At 59.9% G+C, this 18,237-nt stretch carries 15 protein-coding genes; 4 read left to right on the top strand and 11 right to left on the bottom strand.

Annotated elements, in window-relative coordinates:
- Positions 1-27: 27 nt before the first annotated feature.
- From BPSY_RS03320 to BPSY_RS03290, 7 genes are all read right to left on the bottom strand, one after another.
- Entirely contained in the window at positions 28-1,149 is a 1,122-nt protein-coding gene (locus tag BPSY_RS03320; RefSeq protein ID WP_033497728.1) for a RuBisCO large subunit C-terminal-like domain-containing protein, read from the bottom strand.
- Between the two features lie 73 nt (positions 1,150-1,222).
- Positions 1,223-3,574, bottom strand: coding sequence for an S-methyl-5-thioribose-1-phosphate isomerase (mtnA, locus tag BPSY_RS10965; protein WP_051921602.1), 2,352 nt, complete (start codon positions 3,572-3,574; stop codon positions 1,223-1,225).
- Positions 3,575-3,577: 3 nt separating this feature from the next.
- Complete coding sequence (locus tag BPSY_RS03310; RefSeq protein WP_051921600.1) at positions 3,578-4,567, bottom strand: ABC transporter permease; 990 nt, start codon at positions 4,565-4,567, stop codon at positions 3,578-3,580.
- A gap of 6 nt (positions 4,568-4,573) precedes the next feature.
- On the bottom strand, positions 4,574-6,178 hold the full coding sequence (locus BPSY_RS03305; RefSeq protein ID WP_051921599.1) for a sugar ABC transporter ATP-binding protein: 1,605 nt from the start codon (positions 6,176-6,178) through the stop codon (positions 4,574-4,576).
- 18 nt (positions 6,179-6,196) lie between these two features.
- Positions 6,197-7,336 carry a substrate-binding domain-containing protein gene (locus BPSY_RS03300; protein WP_051921597.1) on the bottom strand — a complete coding sequence of 380 codons (1,140 nt, stop codon included), beginning with the start codon at positions 7,334-7,336 and terminating at the stop codon, positions 6,197-6,199.
- Positions 7,337-7,545: 209 nt separating this feature from the next.
- Complete coding sequence (locus BPSY_RS03295; protein ID WP_081884201.1) at positions 7,546-8,127, bottom strand: CoA-binding protein; 582 nt, start codon at positions 8,125-8,127, stop codon at positions 7,546-7,548.
- 18 nt (positions 8,128-8,145) lie between these two features.
- On the bottom strand, positions 8,146-9,465 hold the full coding sequence (locus BPSY_RS03290) for an O-acetylhomoserine aminocarboxypropyltransferase/cysteine synthase family protein (RefSeq protein ID WP_033497726.1): 1,320 nt from the start codon (positions 9,463-9,465) through the stop codon (positions 8,146-8,148).
- A 224-nt stretch (positions 9,466-9,689) separates the two neighbouring features.
- Between BPSY_RS03290 and BPSY_RS03285 the strand changes: the two genes are divergently transcribed.
- Together BPSY_RS03285 and BPSY_RS03280 are read left to right on the top strand one after the other, a co-directional pair.
- The gene (locus BPSY_RS03285) at positions 9,690-10,214 is read left to right on the top strand and encodes a cupin domain-containing protein (RefSeq protein ID WP_051921595.1); all 525 of its coding nucleotides are present in this window, start codon (positions 9,690-9,692) and stop codon (positions 10,212-10,214) included.
- Positions 10,215-10,321: 107 nt separating this feature from the next.
- Positions 10,322-10,570, top strand: coding sequence for a GlsB/YeaQ/YmgE family stress response membrane protein (locus BPSY_RS03280; protein ID WP_033497724.1), 249 nt, complete (start codon positions 10,322-10,324; stop codon positions 10,568-10,570).
- An 83-nt stretch (positions 10,571-10,653) separates the two neighbouring features.
- Here BPSY_RS03280 and BPSY_RS03275 read toward each other — a convergent pair whose 3' ends face one another.
- Positions 10,654-11,580, bottom strand: coding sequence for a cation transporter (locus BPSY_RS03275; RefSeq protein WP_051921593.1), 927 nt, complete (start codon positions 11,578-11,580; stop codon positions 10,654-10,656).
- Positions 11,577-12,038 (bottom strand): MarR family winged helix-turn-helix transcriptional regulator, encoded by a 462-nt coding sequence (locus tag BPSY_RS10960; RefSeq protein WP_157809776.1) that lies wholly within the window; start codon positions 12,036-12,038, stop codon positions 11,577-11,579. The genes BPSY_RS03275 and BPSY_RS10960 overlap by 4 nt, the downstream gene beginning before the upstream one ends.
- Positions 12,039-12,202: 164 nt before the next feature.
- On the opposite strand from BPSY_RS10960, the gene BPSY_RS03265 reads away from it, so the two are divergent.
- Complete coding sequence (locus BPSY_RS03265; RefSeq protein ID WP_081884198.1) at positions 12,203-13,537, top strand: chloride channel protein; 1,335 nt, start codon at positions 12,203-12,205, stop codon at positions 13,535-13,537.
- 212 nt (positions 13,538-13,749) lie between these two features.
- Here the strand turns inward: BPSY_RS03265 and BPSY_RS03260 are convergent, their stop codons facing one another.
- Together BPSY_RS03260 and BPSY_RS03255 are read right to left on the bottom strand one after the other, a co-directional pair.
- A complete protein-coding gene (locus BPSY_RS03260) occupies positions 13,750-15,018 on the bottom strand; it encodes an MFS transporter (protein ID WP_033497722.1) in 1,269 nt (422 codons plus the stop codon).
- Between the two features lie 21 nt (positions 15,019-15,039).
- On the bottom strand, positions 15,040-16,890 hold the full coding sequence (locus tag BPSY_RS03255; RefSeq protein ID WP_238556789.1) for a glycoside hydrolase family 13 protein: 1,851 nt from the start codon (positions 16,888-16,890) through the stop codon (positions 15,040-15,042).
- A 151-nt stretch (positions 16,891-17,041) separates the two neighbouring features.
- On the opposite strand from BPSY_RS03255, the gene BPSY_RS03250 reads away from it, so the two are divergent.
- Positions 17,042-18,127: a substrate-binding domain-containing protein gene (locus BPSY_RS03250; RefSeq protein ID WP_081884196.1), complete on the top strand. Its 1,086-nt coding sequence runs from the start codon at positions 17,042-17,044 to the stop codon at positions 18,125-18,127.
- The last annotated feature ends 110 nt before the right edge of the window (positions 18,128-18,237 follow it).

Here is an 18,237-nt window from a genome sequence, read left to right as displayed (position 1 = left end):
GGTATGAATCCCAAGCCGAGCCTTTCATCATGAGAAGCGTTCAGCCGCTTCGCGGAACTTCCTGGCCCCCTCTGCCAGACTCCCGGATGCATGAAGCGCACCGCCGATGAGGAACATCGTGTCATTGCCATAGAAATCGACAAGCTCCGGGATACGCTCCACGGACATGCCGCCGCCAGGCGAAGGCAGGGACCGGTTGAGACCGGCGAAAGTGTCCCGTGCCTTGCGCGCGATCAGACCGCACTGTTCCTTGCTGAAAGTGAAACGGCCTCCGAAGCTCGGGAAGATCACGGAGTCCGCACCGGCCAGGCGCAGGAGATGGCCGAAAAGCAGGTCTTCACGAATGCCATGGTCCGGCGAAGCCGTCCACCCGCCGAGGAAGGCGGGATGCGCGTAGATGATGAAATCCTCAGGCGTATTGTCGCGAAGGTATCCGATGACATCGAATCCGGTGATCCCAGGAACCGCGAGACATCCACCCACATGGTTGCGCAGCAGGATATCCACATGCTCCTGGATATGACCGATCGGCGGGTTGAAGCAGGGCAGGTACACACTATGCCCCCCGCTGCGTTCATTGGCCTCGCGTATGGCCTGCGACACGGCCGGGACCCGTTGCGCGAAGGGCGACCATCGTTGGTTGCCGAGTCCCTGATCGTCCTTGATGACATCCACACCACCGAATGCGCAATCATAGGCATCCTTGGCGATGTCCTCGGTATCGAGACCCACCGGCTTGAGCGCCGTCGCCAATAACGGCCTGCTCGGCACCCCGAGGACTCTTCTGATTCCATCGATACCCAGTTTCGGCCCTCCCCCGATCCCCTGCGCGAAGGCATCGCTGATGCGGATATCCGTCAGGCGCACACCTGGCAGCAGCGAGGCATTGCCCAGCAGCACCACCAGCAGCTGGGGGAATTCGAATGCGGTGAGATCCTCCGGATATGAGATAACCGCCCTGGCGCGGTTGTCATCGATATTCTCCAGACTGCTGAGGCGTCCAAGCGAACGATCCGCTTTCGCGGGTGCGTATTCCCGGGGAAACTCATGACTCTGCTCAACAGCGATCGATTCGGCTCGCTGCCGCGCCTCCCGGACATCACCGAGGATCTCGTATTCGACCTCGATGCTTGCTGATGATGACATCATCCCTTCACCTTTCCTTCCTGTCCACTGCAGACAGGAACACGACTATCCACATACATCACTGTGCGATGCGCCGCTAAGCGCGATCGCCATCGCCCGAACGCGCCGTCCCGGGCGCCAGGACCTTGGCGATTGAATCCACGAAAGGCGGTCGGAGCACACCTTCGGGCGTGATGATTCCGGAGATCAGCTTCGCCGGGGTGACGTCGAAGGCGGGATTCCATGTGTCCAGGTTCTGATTCACACCGGGCGCATCAAGCACCTCTTCGCCCGAACGAAACTCAACCGGGATGTCCTCTGCGGAAGCGGCGTTTCGGTCGATCGCGGACAATGGCGCCGCGATGTAGAACGGGATTCCATTCTCCTTGGCGGCCACCGCCAGGCTGTATGTGCCGATTTTATTGGCGGTATCGCCATTGACCGCTATCCGGTCGGCACCGACGATGACGGCATCGATAATCCCCTGGTGCAGTGCGGCAGGACCGGCCCCGTCCACCAGAGCGGTCACGGCCACACCGTTGCGGCCCAACTCCCAGGCCGTCAATCGCAGACCCTGACGGAGGGGACGCGTTTCGGTCGAATACGCGTGCACCTTCTGCCCTTTGGCATGTTTGGTGTAGATCACCCCGAGTGCCGTGCCGATACCTGCAGTCGCCAGGATGCCCGTATTGCAATGTGTGAGGATATTGGTGGCATCGGCGAGCTCACGGGATCCGATTTCGCCGATGCGTCTGCATTCATCGGCATCGGCGGCGATGATATCGTCTCCGGCCCGTAAGGCATCACGCCAATCCCCATTCTTCTCATAACGCTCAGCAGCCAATTGCACGCCATGTCTGAGTGTCACGGCCGTGGGGCGAGCGCCCACCACCTTGTCGAAGGCCTCATCCGCGGCTATGCCGTCGCGCACCGCGAAACCGTATGCGAAGGCACCCGCGGCGCCTATCGAATTCGCACCGCGAACAGCCAGGGTGCGGATGGATTCTATGACCTCATCAACCGTGGTCAGATTCCTGTACTCAAGCGATGCGGGCAGACGCCGCTGATCGATGATGCGCAATGCACCGCCTTGATCGGTATCGACCCAGCGCAGCGACCTCAATGCTTCCGAAGGGCGTGCTTGCGGACTCTTGCCGCTTCCGGGAATGCCCGGGCCGTCAGACAGCGCTCCATCGCTGCTTCGCACCTGGATACTCGCAGCCGTTTCCCGCACGATGGCGGCGACATCCGATGAGGACACGATGTGTTCGAAGCCTTCAAGAAGCCTTCGCGAGGCGGCCAGCACGATGCGCACGGCCCTGTCCTTCTCCTCACCTTCGAGGGTCTCGATATCACTCACCTTCGCCCAGCCGATGGTGCGACGCACGCCCTCAGCTCCGGCGAAGCCCACGGCATGACGCAGGGTGCGGGCAATCCACTGATTGACGAAATCCTCGGTGAAGATCCTGTTGCTGGTGTGCGTTGCCAGACGTCGGAACTCGCCCTCGAAGCCCCTCCATGACTCCTCGTATAAGGACAACAGCCATTCGAGAAACTCGCCCTCCGCTCCCGCATGCCGACGATCGGCTGGTAGCGTGGCGAATTCACGTGCCTGGGCGATCAGGAAATTCCCCCACAGGATGCCGATATCGAATGCGACCGGGCCATAGAAACCGAATTCGTAGTCGAATATTTTGACATGCGCGCCTTCATCGGGGGTCTGCGCAGCATCCCGCCCATCATCTCTTACGAATATGGAATTGGTATGCAGATCACCGTGGATCAGCGCTTCGCCATTGGTCAGGAATTCATATTTCAATTTTGCGACCTGTGTTCTCACCTCGTCGTTACGCAAGGCGGATACCGCGTCGTCGACGTTGGCGTCCCAGGAGTTATGCACATGCTCGTAGTAGGGCTCGGTGAAGATCAGGTCTTCGGTGATCTGCTCCAATTCAGGATTGGCCGCCTGGGCAGCGGCCCGCTGCACATCCTGCTCGCTTTGGCCGAAGTATGAGGTGTGATACGCCAGCTCGGCCACGAAACGGCCGGTGTCACGGGCCGCCAGAGGCGTGATCTTCCCCGCGCTGAGAGCCGGTCGCCAGACCTGCCAATCCGACAGATCCTCCTCCACGATCAGACGCCGCTCGGCATCGAGGCCGTAGTATTCAGGCGCGTAGGCGCCGGCGTAGCGTGATGCCGCATCCAGTCCGCGCGCCTCCGCGAAGATGCTGTCCTCCGTCACCTTCCATGAATGGTCGGAACGCACATAGGGCAGGGTCTGTTTGATCGCCAGACCATGCGTGCCGTCCTGCACGAGGAAGAGCAGATTGAGGTTGCCGTCACCGACTTCACGGACCGTGGCCTTGCGCACATCGACAACCGCATTCAGATCGTCACGCCCGGATATGTAATCAAGAACCGTTTCTTCATTCAGCAACTGCGTCGACATCGTCTAATCCTCCTGCTGTCTCGTATTGAATATCTTCGAGAAACTGACTATCAGCGCCACCACCAGCAGAGCGCCTTTGATGAAATCCTGCGTGAAATACGGCACGTTGAACATCGTCAGGCCATTGACCACCACACCCACGAATAAGGCGCCGACAGCAGTGCCGAGCGGATTCGGACGGTTGGCGCCAAGGACCGCGTATCCGATCAGCGTCGCGGCGACCGCCTCAAGCAGATAGCTGCTGCCCACGTTGATGTCACCCCTGCCGACGCGCGCCACCAGAACGATGCCCCCCAGTGCTGAGAGCAGGCCTGAGATCATGTAGGCCAGAATCCGGTATCGCCCGGTACGCACGCCGGCCAGACGCGCGGCCCTCGGGTTGTTGCCGACCGCTTCGAGAATGCGACCCGTGCGCGTCCTGCCGAGGAAGAGCACCACGACGATTGTGGCCACAACGGCCAGGATGATGGAGAAGGGGATGCTGAAAACCGTTCCGGTGCCGATCCACAGCAACTTGGGATCCCAGTTTCCCTTGGCGGCCTGACCGTTGTATCCGTTCCCGGTGGAAACCGATTTTCCTGCCGTCAGGATCAGCGACAATCCCGAATACACGAACATCGACCCCAAGGTGGCCAGCATGTCGGGGATCCTTGCATAGACGATAAGCGCCCCGCTGGTGAATCCGACCAAAAGCCCGGCGGCGAGGCCGAGCACCACAGCCCAGACGATGCCGAGGCCGTGATAGATCTGCGCGGCCGCAACGACCATGACCGAGAGCGAAACCGTGGAGCCGACAGCCAGGTCGAAACCACCGACGGTCATCGAGACCGTGACTCCAAGGGCAACGATCGCAGTGACGGCGACCGATTGGAGAATCACATACAGATTCTGCAATGTGCCGAACGCCGGCAAGGCCGTGAAGAAGAACACGATGATCAACGCGAATAAAGCCAGAAGACCATATTTATAGATGACGGTTCTGATATCTGCCATGGTGCTTCAAGCTCCTGTCGCTATAAGTTCGGAAAGTTCACCACTCGTCATGCCGACGGCGCTGGTTTCGGCAACGATCGCTCCATGTGACAGCACGATGATGCGGTCGGCCACCTGGAGGATTTCATCGGGGTCGCTGGATGCGACGATCGCCGTCCCCGCAGCCCGCAGTTGCGTCGCTATGTCTGATCTGGCACCGATATCGACGCCTCTGAAGGGCTCATCCATGACCAGAAGCTTCGACCCGGCGGCGAACCACCTCCCGATCATGACCTTCTGGCGATTGCCGCCTGAGAGCGATTCGATACGGGCATCCGAGGAGCCCACGATACCCATCCGCGCGATGATGGCTTCACTGCTCCGACGTATCGCCGAAGGATTGATGAAGCCGGAACGGGAACGGTAGCGTTTCAGATCCGGAAACACCAGATTGTCCTCGACCGACCACAGGGGTATCTCCGCGTCACTCTGGCGGTTTTCGGGTACATATCCGATTCCCGCGGCGATCGCCTCGCCGGTATCGCGTGGATTGAAGGATTCATTCCGCCATGTGATCGTCCCGCCGATCAGGGGCGAAGCTCCGACGATCTGCGAGAGCAGTTCGGTCTTCCCGGCGCCGATCAAGCCCGTGATTCCCAGGGTCTCCCCCTCACGCAGATCGAGGTTGACCGATTCGCCGTCCGTGAATATGCGGAAGTCCCTCAGCTTCAGCACGATGTCTCCATCCGCTTCGGGCTGGCCCTGGGCCCGTCCGCCATCCTGCGCCGCGGGACCATGTGTGCCGTCCTGGGTCACCTCGACGCTTTTGCCCAGCATCGCCCGGATGATCTGGGCGATGTCCAGGGGCGCACGGTATTCCCCCACCTTCGCGCCATCCCGCAGGACCACGGCCCTGTCGCAGATATCCGCCACTTCCTTCATGTGATGGGAGATGTAGATGATCGCGGTGCCCGAATCGGCGAGTGCCCGGATACGCTCATGCAGCCTTCTGCTCTCCCCGATATCCAAGGAGGCCGTGGGCTCATCGAGTATGAGTATTTTCGGGCGCGTGAACAGCGCACGCGCGATAAGCACCCGCTGCCTTTCGGAGGCATCGAGTTCCCTCATCGCCGTATTGAGCGGGATGTCGATCACCCCTTTGGCGACTTCGGCCGCCGCCCGTCTGATGGCCTGGGGACCGGGGAAGGCACCGAGCTTGTGCTGCACCAACATGGGGAACGCAAGATTGTCGCCCACGGTCTGCCCCGGGAACAGCGCCTCATCGAAGGATTGGACGATCGTTTCGATACCGGCCTGCGAGGCATCGAGAATCGAGGTGAGCCTGACCTCCCTGCCTTCGACGACGAGGCGCCCTTCGCTGGCTTCGACGATTCCCGAGAGTATCGAGGTCAGCGTCGACTTCCCCGCGCCATTGGCACCCACGAGCGCCAGGATCTCACCGCTGTTCAGCGTGAAATCAACGCCGCGAAGCGCCTTCGTGGCACCGAAATGCTTCACGATGCCTTCGACTCTCAGCACCTCATGCCCGGTGCCGGGTGTGCCGTCCGGAGCGGGAGTCTCCACCTTCCGGACGCTTCCGACGCCCGTCCCCCCATGCAATGCATCCGACATATGCTGTATGCGCCGTCCTTACTTCGCTTCGGCGACGGGAGAGATATCGTCCGTCACCAGACTCGGGAAGTACTTCACCAACTGGGACACACTGCTGATCTTGTTCTTACGGATCTCTTCGGCTGTTACCAAGGCGGGAGGCACCAACACATCCTTGGTGGTCTGCTTGCCTTCACCCGCCCGGAATGCCGTGCGAATGGCGACGGCCCCCACATTGGACGGATCGGTCGTCGCGGTCAGCACCCACGGGCTATCGGTCTTACCCAGCACCGCTATATCGGCATCGGAGATATCCACGCCATACACCTTGACCTTGCCGGTGAGTCCAAGTTCCTCGACCGCCTGCGTGGCACCCTTCGCGAATTCGTCATAGGGGGCGAACACCACCGTCGTATCCGGGTGGGCCTGCAAGGAGGCCTTGACCTGCTCCGCGGTCTGCTGCGCCGTGGAATCATTGACGACGCCTACCTGCGCGACCTGTTTGATGCCGGGATTCGCCTTCTTGACGCTCTCCCACACCTTGTTACGCGCATCCAGTGGTGCGAAGCCCGCCACATAGGCGTAGATGACCGTCGCCTTGCCGTCGGTGTCCTTGACCAGACGATCGGTGGCCAATTTCGACAGCTTCTCGTCCGACTGGGATACGGAGATCGCCCTACTGTCGCTGATGACCGAATCGAAGCCCACAACCGGGATTCCCGCATCAAGAGCCTTCTTCACATTCGGCTCGATTCCCTCCAGACCGTGATCGACCAGGATCGCCGCCGGTTTAAGTGCCGTCGCGGATTCGATGTCGAGGATCTGCTGACTGTCGTCGCCGTTGGCATCATAGATCTTCAAGGTCGCGCCGATTCTCGCGGCTTCCTTTTTCACCCCGTTGAGCCATTGCACGTAATAATCGGAGTCGGTGGTTCTGGCCGAAACCGCGATCACGGGTTTGGCCGCCCCGGTCGTGCCTTCGGCCGATGCGGTGGATTGACGGTTCTTCACGAACCAGCCCACTCCTGCCACAATCGCCAGCACCACCAGCACCGCCACCACCGTGGCGATAACGCGGCCTGCGCCCTTCTTCCCACCGGGTTGCTTCCCATCTGGCTGCCCCACACCCTGTGGACCGCCCGGGACCCCGTTAACCGTAGGCGTCGATGAATCCGTCATGTCTGTCTCCCCCAACCTGTTTCAAGCTCTCTCAAGAAATCGCTGTATCGAACATCCGAACCTCATGCGCTGCTCCGACGGATGTATGGAAAATCAAGTTCCCGTTGTATTCGGGTTCAGCGTTTCTTCACTGTAAGAAGTTGCGGGAGGAGTGACAAGCCGCCTGATATATGAGTCTTTTATAGCGTGCTATCGTCCCCTAGTGCCGTCTATCGCGCCCTTCTGGAGGAGATGACACCCGTGTTGAATCCGAAGAGATGCAGGCCCTGGTGGAAACGTGCATGCTCGATTTTTATGCATCGGTCCATAACGACTTCCAGACCCAGCGATTCCGAGTACTCGGCCACATCGTCATCCCAGATCCCCAGTTGGATCCACAACACCGGCGCACCGACCGCCGCGGCGTCATCGGCGACCGACTTGATGGCCGAGCTCCGGCGGAACACATCGACGATATCCGGCACTTCCGGCAGGGATGCGAGATCCTTGTACACCGGGTGACCGAGTATTTCGCTTTCCTTGGGATTGATGAAATACACCGTGTAATTGGTGCTTTGGAGCAGATATGTGGCCACGAAATAGCTGGCTCTGGAGGGATTGGCGGAGGCTCCGACAATCGCGATCGAGCGGGCCTTTTCCAGGATGCCGTTACGCTCGGCGGCATCCGGCCCCTGCCAGCGTCGCTCCGATTCCGGTGTGGCGACGGTACAGGCCACCCCCGAGGGCCCGGAGGCCCCGTTCAACGAGATCTGCCGTGTTGCTGCGGCCAGAGGCAATGATTGTTCGGTCATGGTCTTTCCATCCCTTCCCTATCGTTGTTCGACGGAGTGCGGGGCATCCCCCTGCGTACTCGTTTCAAGCGCCTGGGCGATATCGGCGATCAGATCCTTCGCGCTTTCAATCCCTATGCTCAGACGTATCGTGCCCTCTTCTATCCCGGCCTCGCGCAGCTGCTCAGCGCTCAACTGGGCATGGGTGGTCGATGCCGGATGAATCGCCAGGCTCTTCACATCACCGATGTTGGCGACATGGCTCAGCAGATTGAGGGAATCGATGAAGATTTTCCCGGCGGCGCGCCCGCCTTTGATGGTGAAGGAGAAGACCGAACCCGAATTTGCGTTCGGGAAGTATTTCAGGGCGCGATCATGCTGTGCATGCGTTTCCAGCCCGGCCCAGTTCACCGATTCGACCTGGGGGTGTTGCTCCAGCCACTCGGCGATCTCACGGGTGTTCTCCACCTGCCTTTGCACACGCAGCGGCAGGGTTTCTATACCCTGGGCGATCAGAAAAGCCGAATGCGCCGACAGCGCGGGCCCGACGTCCCGCAGCTGTTCGGCACGCAGACGCGTCAGGAAGGAGTATTCATTGAAATTGCCCGACCATGTGAGATTGTTGTAGGCCGCCACGGGCTTGAAGAACTCCGGAAAACGCTCCTGACCCCAGTGGAAGGTGCCCGAATCGACCACCACACCACCAAGCACGGTTCCCGACCCTGAGAGGAACTTCGTGGCCGAATGCACAACGATGTCAGCACCGTGCTCGATGGGGCGCAGCAGGTAGGGTGTCGCCACGGTCGAATCGACCACCAGCGGTATTCCCGCCGCATGCGCGACCGCGGCCAGACCCTCGATATCGGCGATATGACCAGATGGGTTGGCCACGGCTTCGACGAATATGAATCGTGTTCTCTCGGTGATCGCCGCCGCGTAGTCCTGCGGGTCGTCGCTGTCGATGAACTTGGTGTCGATGCCCAGTCTGCGCAGGGTGATGTCCAGCTGAGTGATCGAACCACCATAGAGCTCGGAGGATGCAAGCACCTCGTCCCCCTGCGAGGCCAGCGCGATGAAGGTGATGAACTGCGCCGAGAGTCCACTGGCGGTTGCCACCGCCCCGAGCCCGCCTTCCAGACTCGCCACACGTTCCTCCAGGGCCGCCACCGTCGGATTCACGATCCTTGAATAGATTTCGCCGTATTTCCTCAAGGCGAAGCGGGCTGCGGCATCATCGGAGTTGTCGAAGACATAGGCCGCCGATTCATAGATCGGCAGCGCGCGCGCACCAGTGGCCTTGTCCGGGATCAGCCCTGCGTGGACGGCACGAGTCGCAAAATCGAATGTTTGCTTATCCAATCTCTCCCCAATTCTTCTCTGACTTCAGAACCACGCACACCGTGCTGTCGGGATGAGGGCCGAAGTACCCGTATGTTGCCGTTGACTATAGGCATCCGGTCAGATGAACGGCGCAGGGCCCGTATTGGGGGAATGGGGATTTATGACCGCCGATAGATTATTGGTATAACGACATGCGGCCTTCCGCGTTGTATCCCATCGCCGAGGTATGCATGATGTGGGGTATGACACAGGCAGCCGAAACTCAGGAACAGACACAGGACAGCTATCACACACCGAGCCACGTGGTGAAGGAGCTGACCCCATTTCGCAAGCGTACGCAACCCGGGGCCTGGCAGGATGTGGACCAACTGATATACAAGGAATCGGGTTACGGTTCGGCGTTCAAGTCGATCACGCGGAGAATCCTCTTCGATTCCAATGCGGGGCAGAACAACCAGGTTCGATACTTCGAGGTGGCCTCTGGCGGATGGAGCACATTCGAGCATCATCGTCACACCCATCAGGTCATCATCTACAGGGGAAGCGGCACGGCGGTGGTGGGATACCGCAGCCAGCATGTGAGCGAGGGGGATCTGGTGTTCGTGGACTCGAACGAATGGCATCAGTTCATCGCCACGGATGACGGACCCTTGGGATTCATCTGCATCGTCAAGGAGGACAGGGACCACCCTGTTCGACCAAGCGCATCCGAACTACAGGAAATTTACGCCGAGCACCCTGAATTGAAGGGGCTCATCCACGCATAGCCCGGGCAGCATGCGGCCACACGCTAGAAGAGGAACCGGACTCCCTCCGCGGCTTTTCTCTCTATCATCGGGAAGCGAAGAGTGAAACCGTTGGAAGGGGAATCATCATGTATTGGATATGGACGCTTATCGTCGGCGCGATCATCGGCATCATCGCCGGAGCCATCACCAGCAAGGGCAAGTCGATGGGCTGGATCAGCAATATCATCGCAGGCCTGGTCGGATCGGCCGTGGGTCAGGCGCTGTTCGGATCCTGGGGACCCCAGCTTGCGGGAATGGCACTGATCCCTTCGATCATCGGTGCGGTCATCGTCGTGGCCGTAGTCTCCTTCTTCGTCAGCAAATCGAATAACTGAACGCGCTGACGACAGCATATAGAGCACTGCGGCCCCCGGTTCTCCGGGGGCCGCAGTGCTCTATATGCACCCGTGTTGCGGCCCTATTCGGCTTGACCGGCGATCACATATTCAACCTGAGCGTGCCCGTAACGCCTGTTCAGGGCTTTGCTGATCGAGGTCGCCGCCTGCGCCCAATGAGCCGCATGCACCGTGGCATGCTCCTCAACCGGAATCGCCACCCTGAGCCCTTTGCCCTGCCGGAATACCATGCATTCATTTCCGATGGCACCTTCGGGGGACAGCTTCTGCACGATCTCACGAATCCTCTGGCTGGTATTGCCTGATTTCAGTGTTCCGTTGGACAGCTCAGACCATGCCTGCACGCACATCACCACGGGATCCTTGATGGTGAACACCGTCAGGATCGCGGTGATGAAGAAGTCGCCCGTGTAGAGCAGGAAGGAGAACGGTGAGTCGTGAGGTATCTGCGAAACCACGATTGCGGCCACACCGATGCCACCTGACATCAATGCGTCGATGCGCGCATTGGTCGACTCCACCCGAAGCAGTGAACTGGTGTTGTTCATCTGACGGTTGCGGAAGCGGAAGAAGGCGTACAGGCAGAAGCCGCAGCTGACCATCACGATTTCATAGATGATGACCGGACCGACGTTCATCGCCTCTCCGGTGCCGGAACGCAGGTACGCATAGGCCTTGACACTGACCTTCCACAGGGTGAGTCCCATCAGGGCAATGATCAAAGCCGATTTGGCAAGCATATACAAGGATTCAAGGGCGAATCTGCCGTAAGGGTACCTTGCGCTGCGTCGCGAACTGGTTCTGGACACCAGGATCGAGACGATTCCCGACACCACCGAGATGATCGTGAAGGCGGCGTCCAGCAGCAGCGCCTGGATATCGGTGATCAGATATACCGCGAGCCCCGCCAACCCCATGCCCGCGTTGACGAAGGTGCCCAGCAGCAGGGCATTCGATTCCGGGTTACGCGTCCTGGTGCCGGCGATCATACCCGACCTCCCTGCTTCTGCCCGAGGGATGTTGTCTGCGCGTCGAGCGCCTTGGCGACGCTGCTCAGCATCGCGCATCCGATAAGGATCTCCTTCTCGTTGTATTCCTTGCTGAGGCTCTGCACGGCCTCGCGGATCGAAGTGTCGATCGCGCTGACATCATCGATCGCATCGGGTGCAATCCCGACATGGCTGATGCGCGCGTCATGCTCATCCTTATGCCTGACCACCAGCCCTTTGCTCTCCAACTCGCTGATTCGCTGGGACACCGAGGACTTTGCCACGCCCAGAGTCTGCGCGATGCTGCTGACGGTCGCATCCGGCATATGCCGGATCAGATCCATATAGAGCAGCCCGTTATATGAGACTCCTCGGTACAAACCGTTGCTTCTCATGCGTTGCAGCTCGTTGGTCACCATGCTGAAATACACCTGCTCCACGCATGCGATGAGGTCCATATCCGCTCCTTCGTATTCTTCTTCGATGATTGCTGACGCATCGGCTCGCCACGGGAATCCCGTCATGACAATTAGTTCTATTTGCCTAACCATTATCAGAACACAAGGCCCGGATCCACGCAAGTGGTCTTCACGGTGTGCACACCATCGGCTAGATTGAGGGCGTGCATCCAGAAACGTCAGGGGTTCAGGAACGGGTACCGTCCCGATGGCGCCGGCCCGCATTCCTGCTGGTATCGACGGTTATCCTCGGCCTTGCCGCAGGATTCTCCTCCGGATTGCTGGCATTGCTGCTCGAGGCGGTGGAATCCCTGTTCCTCGATTTCAATGAGAGCCCCCTGCTTCCCGGACCTTTTGACACCCCTTGGATTCGACGGGCGTTATCCGTCCTGATCGGAGGCTGCATCGCCGCGGTGATCTGGTGGCTGCTGCGCAACCGGACCGCCAAAGTTCCCACAGTCGGCAAAGCGGTCAAAGGCGAGAGCATGCCGGTCTGGCAGACCATCGTCCACGTGTGCACGCAGATATTCTTCGTCGGCACCGGCGGGTCAATCGGCAGGGAGGTCGCGCCGCGCGAGGCGGGCGCGATGCTTGCGGGGGTCTGGCTCCGGATCAGCAGATACGCCCGCGTCAGCACGGAGGATCGCCAACTGCTGGTCGCCGCCGCCGCGGGAGCGGGATTCGCCGGGATCTATCTCTCCCCGCTCACCGGCGCGCTGTTCTGCCTGGAGATACTGCTCAAACGCATCAATGCGACGACCGTGGCCGTGAGCTTCTCGATGTCCGTAATCGCCGCGACGCTCGGCGGTCTGATCCGAGGCACCGATCCATATTATGCCGTCGGCACCGAGGGCTTCACTCCGAAACTCCTGGCATTCGCGGTCGTGGCGGCACCCATCACGGGGATCATCGGAGGCCTGTTCGCCAAAGCGACCTCATGGGCGGAACGACGAAAAAGCACCACAATCCATATCCTCTGGCAGCTGCCCCTGATCGCCGGTGCCACAGGTCTCGTGGCGATCTGGGCACCTCAGGTGATGGGCAACGGCAGGGCACTGGCCCAGGTCTCGATGGACTCCCCGATCACCCCTGCCATCCTTTTCCTTCTGGCTTTCGGCCTCGCCAAAGCCGTGCTCACCATACTCACCATACGAGCCGGCGCATCCGGCGGGACCCTGACCCCGTCCATCGCCGTCGGCGCCAGCGTGGGCGCTGCACTCGGCGCACTATGGAGTCTGATGCTTCCCGGTATCCCCATCTGGCAGTGTGCGATTGTCGGCGCGGTCGCCATGCTCTCCGCCTCGCAGCAGGCACCGCTTATGGCCTTGATGATGCTGATGGAAATCAGCCATCTTCCCATCACCGCACTCGGACCGCTTGGATTGGCCACCTGTCTTGGCGTGGTGGCCTCACGACTGGTGTTGGCCTCCCCTCTCACAGGAGACTCCCAGCGAACTCCTGCACCGTTTTTATCCAAATCCAACGACTCCCTCAGATAGGGCGGCTTTACTAAACAGTGTCGAAAGCAGTTGACGGTCCGACCAGACGTACTTGCATATCACCGATGGTCAGCCCGCCAGCTACCGAGGCCAGGAAGCAGATTCCCCTTCTGCAGACTTCCCGATAACCATAATTGAATCCTTCTTCTCTCTTCCTCAACAGTTCAGGCCGGCGCCCCCTACGCCGGCCTGATTGCATATCCGGACCCCTATCAGCGCATGCGCCGGATCGACAGTGCGGATACCACCGAAACAACAGTCATCAGTATCGCCACCGGGAACACCCAGAAATAACCACCCGTCACCGCGACGACGCTTGAAGTCACCGAAGATCCGATGGCCTGCCCGGCGCATGTGGCGATGTTCAGGAAGCCCAGATCCTTGCCCGCTGTTTTCTCATCCGGGAGCACATCAACGTTGATGGCCTGATCGACCGCCATGTACATGCCGTAACCGAAACCCGAGATACCCGCGAAGAGGAACATGCCCATCCGGGATGGCATCAGCCACGGCATCGCGATACCGACCGCATACAGCACCCCTGCGATGAAGATCGAAGGCTTGCGCCGGCCGATTTTATCCGTAACAGGCCCTGATGAGAAGGTCGCTACCAGGGAGACGATCATCGTGATAATCGACATCACCGAAATCGCGGTCGCCGATGTCTGACGGGATTCACCGATGTAATCCTGAAGGATGTACAGCTGGTAGGAGGTCACCATCTGATAGGCGATGATCAGACCGGTCCTGCATACGAAGGCCTTCCAGAAATCACCGGCACCCCGTATGGGCGGGGTGAAGGACCAACGAAGGACCTGCCACAGGCTTCCCTGTTCACGAGGATCGTCACGGTTGCTTCCCTCACGCGGGAATACGGTAACCGCCAGTATGCCGGAAAGGATCAGCAGCACGGATGCCACGCCGAAACCGAGAAGCACATGCATGATGAAAGCCGCGGCAACCAGATTGCCGATGGCCTGCCCGACCACGGCTCCGCCACCGAAGGCCGCGGAAATCGTGGCGCGACGGGATTCCGGGATGCGATCGGAAAGCACCGCAGTGATAGGGGCCACCATCATATTGAGGCCTATCAGAGACACACAGTAGGCAATACCGACGCCCACCCAGGTCGCAGGCAGGCTGATGATGAAGAAACCTAGACCCGTCAGCAGAGCACCGACGACTATCCAGGGGGAACGTTTGCCGAATCGGGTTCGCGTCCGGTCGGAAAGGGCACCCAGGAATACGTTGATGAACATGGAGAGCACGGCCCCGACCGCACTGATGGTGCCGAGGGCTGAACTGTAATCCGCAATACCGAGATCCTTGAGCTTCTGAGGCATCAATATGCCGGTCACCATCGTGAAACCCGCATAGATCAAGGTATTGAAGACGAAGAAACCAATCATGAAGCGCCAGAAGGCACTTGTGCTGAGGGATGTGGGGCGTTTCGACGCCGCGGTCCTGACCTGTGTACTCATGGTGATGTTCCTCACCGCCCGTTACCGCAAACGCATCCACACGCTGGTGTCCTGCGGCAGCATGCCGTCCGCAGTCAGCTCTCCCGAGCACAGCAGCACATCGCCCTCAGGCAGGGCGGCTGGCGTGGCACCGAAGTTCGTCAGATTCGCCCAGCCGTTGCTGCGACGATAGGCGATCACACCGCCCGCATTGCCGTCCGCTCCGTCTTTGCTTCCGGATTCCGCATCCTGCTCCAACCATTCGAGCTCGGTGTCATACAGCTTCAACTCATGGCGTAAGGCGAGCGCCTGACAATACAGGTTGAGCATCGAGTTACGGTCCGCCCGCTCTCGGTCAACGGCGAAATCACGGAACCACAAGGGCTGAGGGAGATGCGGCCGGGCCGGGGTCTTCCCGTCCTGCGCACGTTCAGGCGAAAAACCGAAGGACCCCGTCTGTGCGAAAGCACTCCCACCATCACGAACACCGGCATCCGCCGCGACCCAAGGCAGGGGCACACGGCACCCATCACGGCCTTTGCTCATACCGGAACGGGCGGTGCGCAAGGCAGTCGGGTCTTCGAGCCGGTCCCAGGGGATATCGGCCACTTCGAACAGGCCCAGCTCCTCACCCTGATAGATGTATGCGGAACCGGGGAGTGCAAGTTCCAGCAGAATGGCGGCCCTGGCACGTTTGGTGCCGAGCGCGCGATCCTCGACATAGGTCTTGCCATCACGCAGCAGCCAATCCAAAGCGAGCTGATGCTGATGCCCCGGTACGGAAACCTGGGGCAAGGCGTATCTGCTGGCATTGCGCGGCACATCGTGGTTACTCATCACCCATGTCGAGGTCGAGCCGGACTGCTTCGCCGATGCGATGCCTTCGGCAATGGCCTCGTGCATCTCGTCGCGGATCCAGTTCTTCTTCGCGAATTCGAAGTTGAATACCTGTCCGAGCTCTTTGGGGCTGGCGTACAGATGCTGCCTGTCAGGGTTCACCCAGGCCTCCGCAACCGCGAAACGCGGAGGATTGTACTGGTTGAACAGCTTCCTCCATTCACGGTAGATCTCATGCACCTCATCGCGGTCATAGGTCGGGTGCGAGCCATCGGAGGGAATGGGCTTGAATACGTCAACATCCCACTGGTCAAGGTCGTCCCGGTCCAGGTCCTTGGCCAAACCGTGTGCGACATCCACGCGGAAACCGTCCACACCACGGTCACACCAGAACCGCAGCGTCTTGAGGAAGTCATCACGCACCTCCCTGTTATCCCAGTTGAGATCGGGCTGATCGGGCGTGAAGAGATGCAGATACCATTGGCCGTCGGCCACACGCTTCCAGGCGGGACCGCCGAAGTTGGCGATCCAGTTCGTCGGCGGCAACTCGCCATGCTCGCCCCGCCCCTCGCGGAAGATATACCGTTCTCTCGCCGCGGAACCCGGTTCCGAATTAAGGGCCTGCTGGAACCACGGATGATGGCTGGAGGTATGGTTCGGCACGATGTCCACCACGACCTTGATATCGCGGGAGTGCGCGGCCTCGACCATCTCACTGAAATCATCCATCGTGCCCAGACGGCTGTCCACATTCCGGTAATCGTCCACATCGTATCCGCCATCGAGCAGATGGGAGGGGTAGAAAGGGCTGAGCCAGATTGCGTCGATGCCCAGATCGCTCAGATAGTCCATTCTTGAGGTGATGCCCTTGATATCACCCAAACCCGATCCGGTGCTGTCGCTGAATGACCTCGGGTAGATCTGATAGACCGAAGCCTGTTTCCACCAGAGCGCGTCCTTCAGCGCGTCGGATTCCTGCGCATCGGGTTCGAATACGCCACTCACGGCCGTTGTGTCATCCTGGGATACTTTGAGGTTCAATGAATCTGCACTCATAGTCAGCTCTGACTTTCTTCCAATCGTCATTGATAGTTTCTGGAACAACAATCGTTATGCTAGCGCTTGCACAACATTTATGCAAGCGCTAGCAATAAATAGTCACTGAACTTCGCTCCCCACGTCCCGCCGATGGGATAGCGGGCGGCCGATGGCCCTTCACAGTACAATTGCAGCAGTAAGCAGGAGATTCCAGGCGGGACAGAGAAGAATGTTGTTGAAGGATATAGCCGAAATGGCTTCCGTATCACTTTCGACGGTTTCCCGCGCCCTGCACAACGATGAACGCATCAGCGAGGCCACCCGGCTACGCATCCAGGCCATAGCCGAACGTGAGCATTTCGTGCTGTCGAAAAGCGCTTCCGCGCTGGCTTCCCGCAAATCCTTCCGTATCAGTGCGCTCTTCGTCGACCGCTTCAACACCTGGTTCACCTCCACGTCATTTGAAGGTCTGTATACGACCATCGCAGGAAGCGGATACGATCTCTTTCCCATCGTCTTGCACACCCCGGAACAGATGGACAGCTATTTCCGCAGCATCTCAGAGAACAAGAACACCGACGGCATCATCATCGCCTCGATTCTGCTCAGCCCCGAGCAATCCTCCCAGTTGGCGGATGCCAACATCCCCATCGTCGGCCTTGACTCGCAGGACACCGAAGGCTACGACGCCGCGGTGCTCCTCGATAACACCGCATCCATGCGGGACGCCGCCGAGCACATACGCGATCTCGGGCACCCGCAGGTCGGCCTCGTCGAATTCCCCCAACCAGGGTCATTCAGGCGATACAGCTTTACCGAACGCATCCCCACCTTCGAACTGGCGTTGGGCGCCGCAGGCTACGATCCGCGGAACGTTCAGCGTTTCCGCAGCGAGAACAACCGCGCCGATGCCCAGGGCGTCGCCTCTTTGTGCGCACAGATACTGTCCGCCCAGACCCGGCCCACCGTGCTCTTCGTAGAGACCGACGACTTCGCCATCACACTGATCGCGGCACTGCAACAACGCGGCATCCAGGTGCCGCGGGACATCTCGGTCATCGGATTCGATGATAATGCGGCCTCCGAACTGGTGGGCCTGGCAACCTTCCATCAGGATGCACTCGACGACGCGCGCCTTGCGGCCTCGAAGCTGCTGGACATACTCAACGGCAGACAGCTGGCCGAAGCATATTCATACAGCCGCACCACCTTCATCGCCCGGTCCAGTCTCGGCCCGGCATTTCCCGACGTATAAACACCGATCAACGGATGCGTAACGTGCGGAAACAACACGCGCGCACCTCGTTCACCGGCGGCTGAACCCCAATCCCGCATCAGCACCCACGTATCCGCGGCCGGGCAAGC

The sequence above is a fragment of the Bifidobacterium psychraerophilum genome, from assembly GCF_000741705.1.
GTDB lineage: Bacteria > Actinomycetota > Actinomycetes > Actinomycetales > Bifidobacteriaceae > Bombiscardovia > Bombiscardovia psychraerophila.
This window is presented reverse-complemented; position numbering and strand designations above follow the sequence as displayed.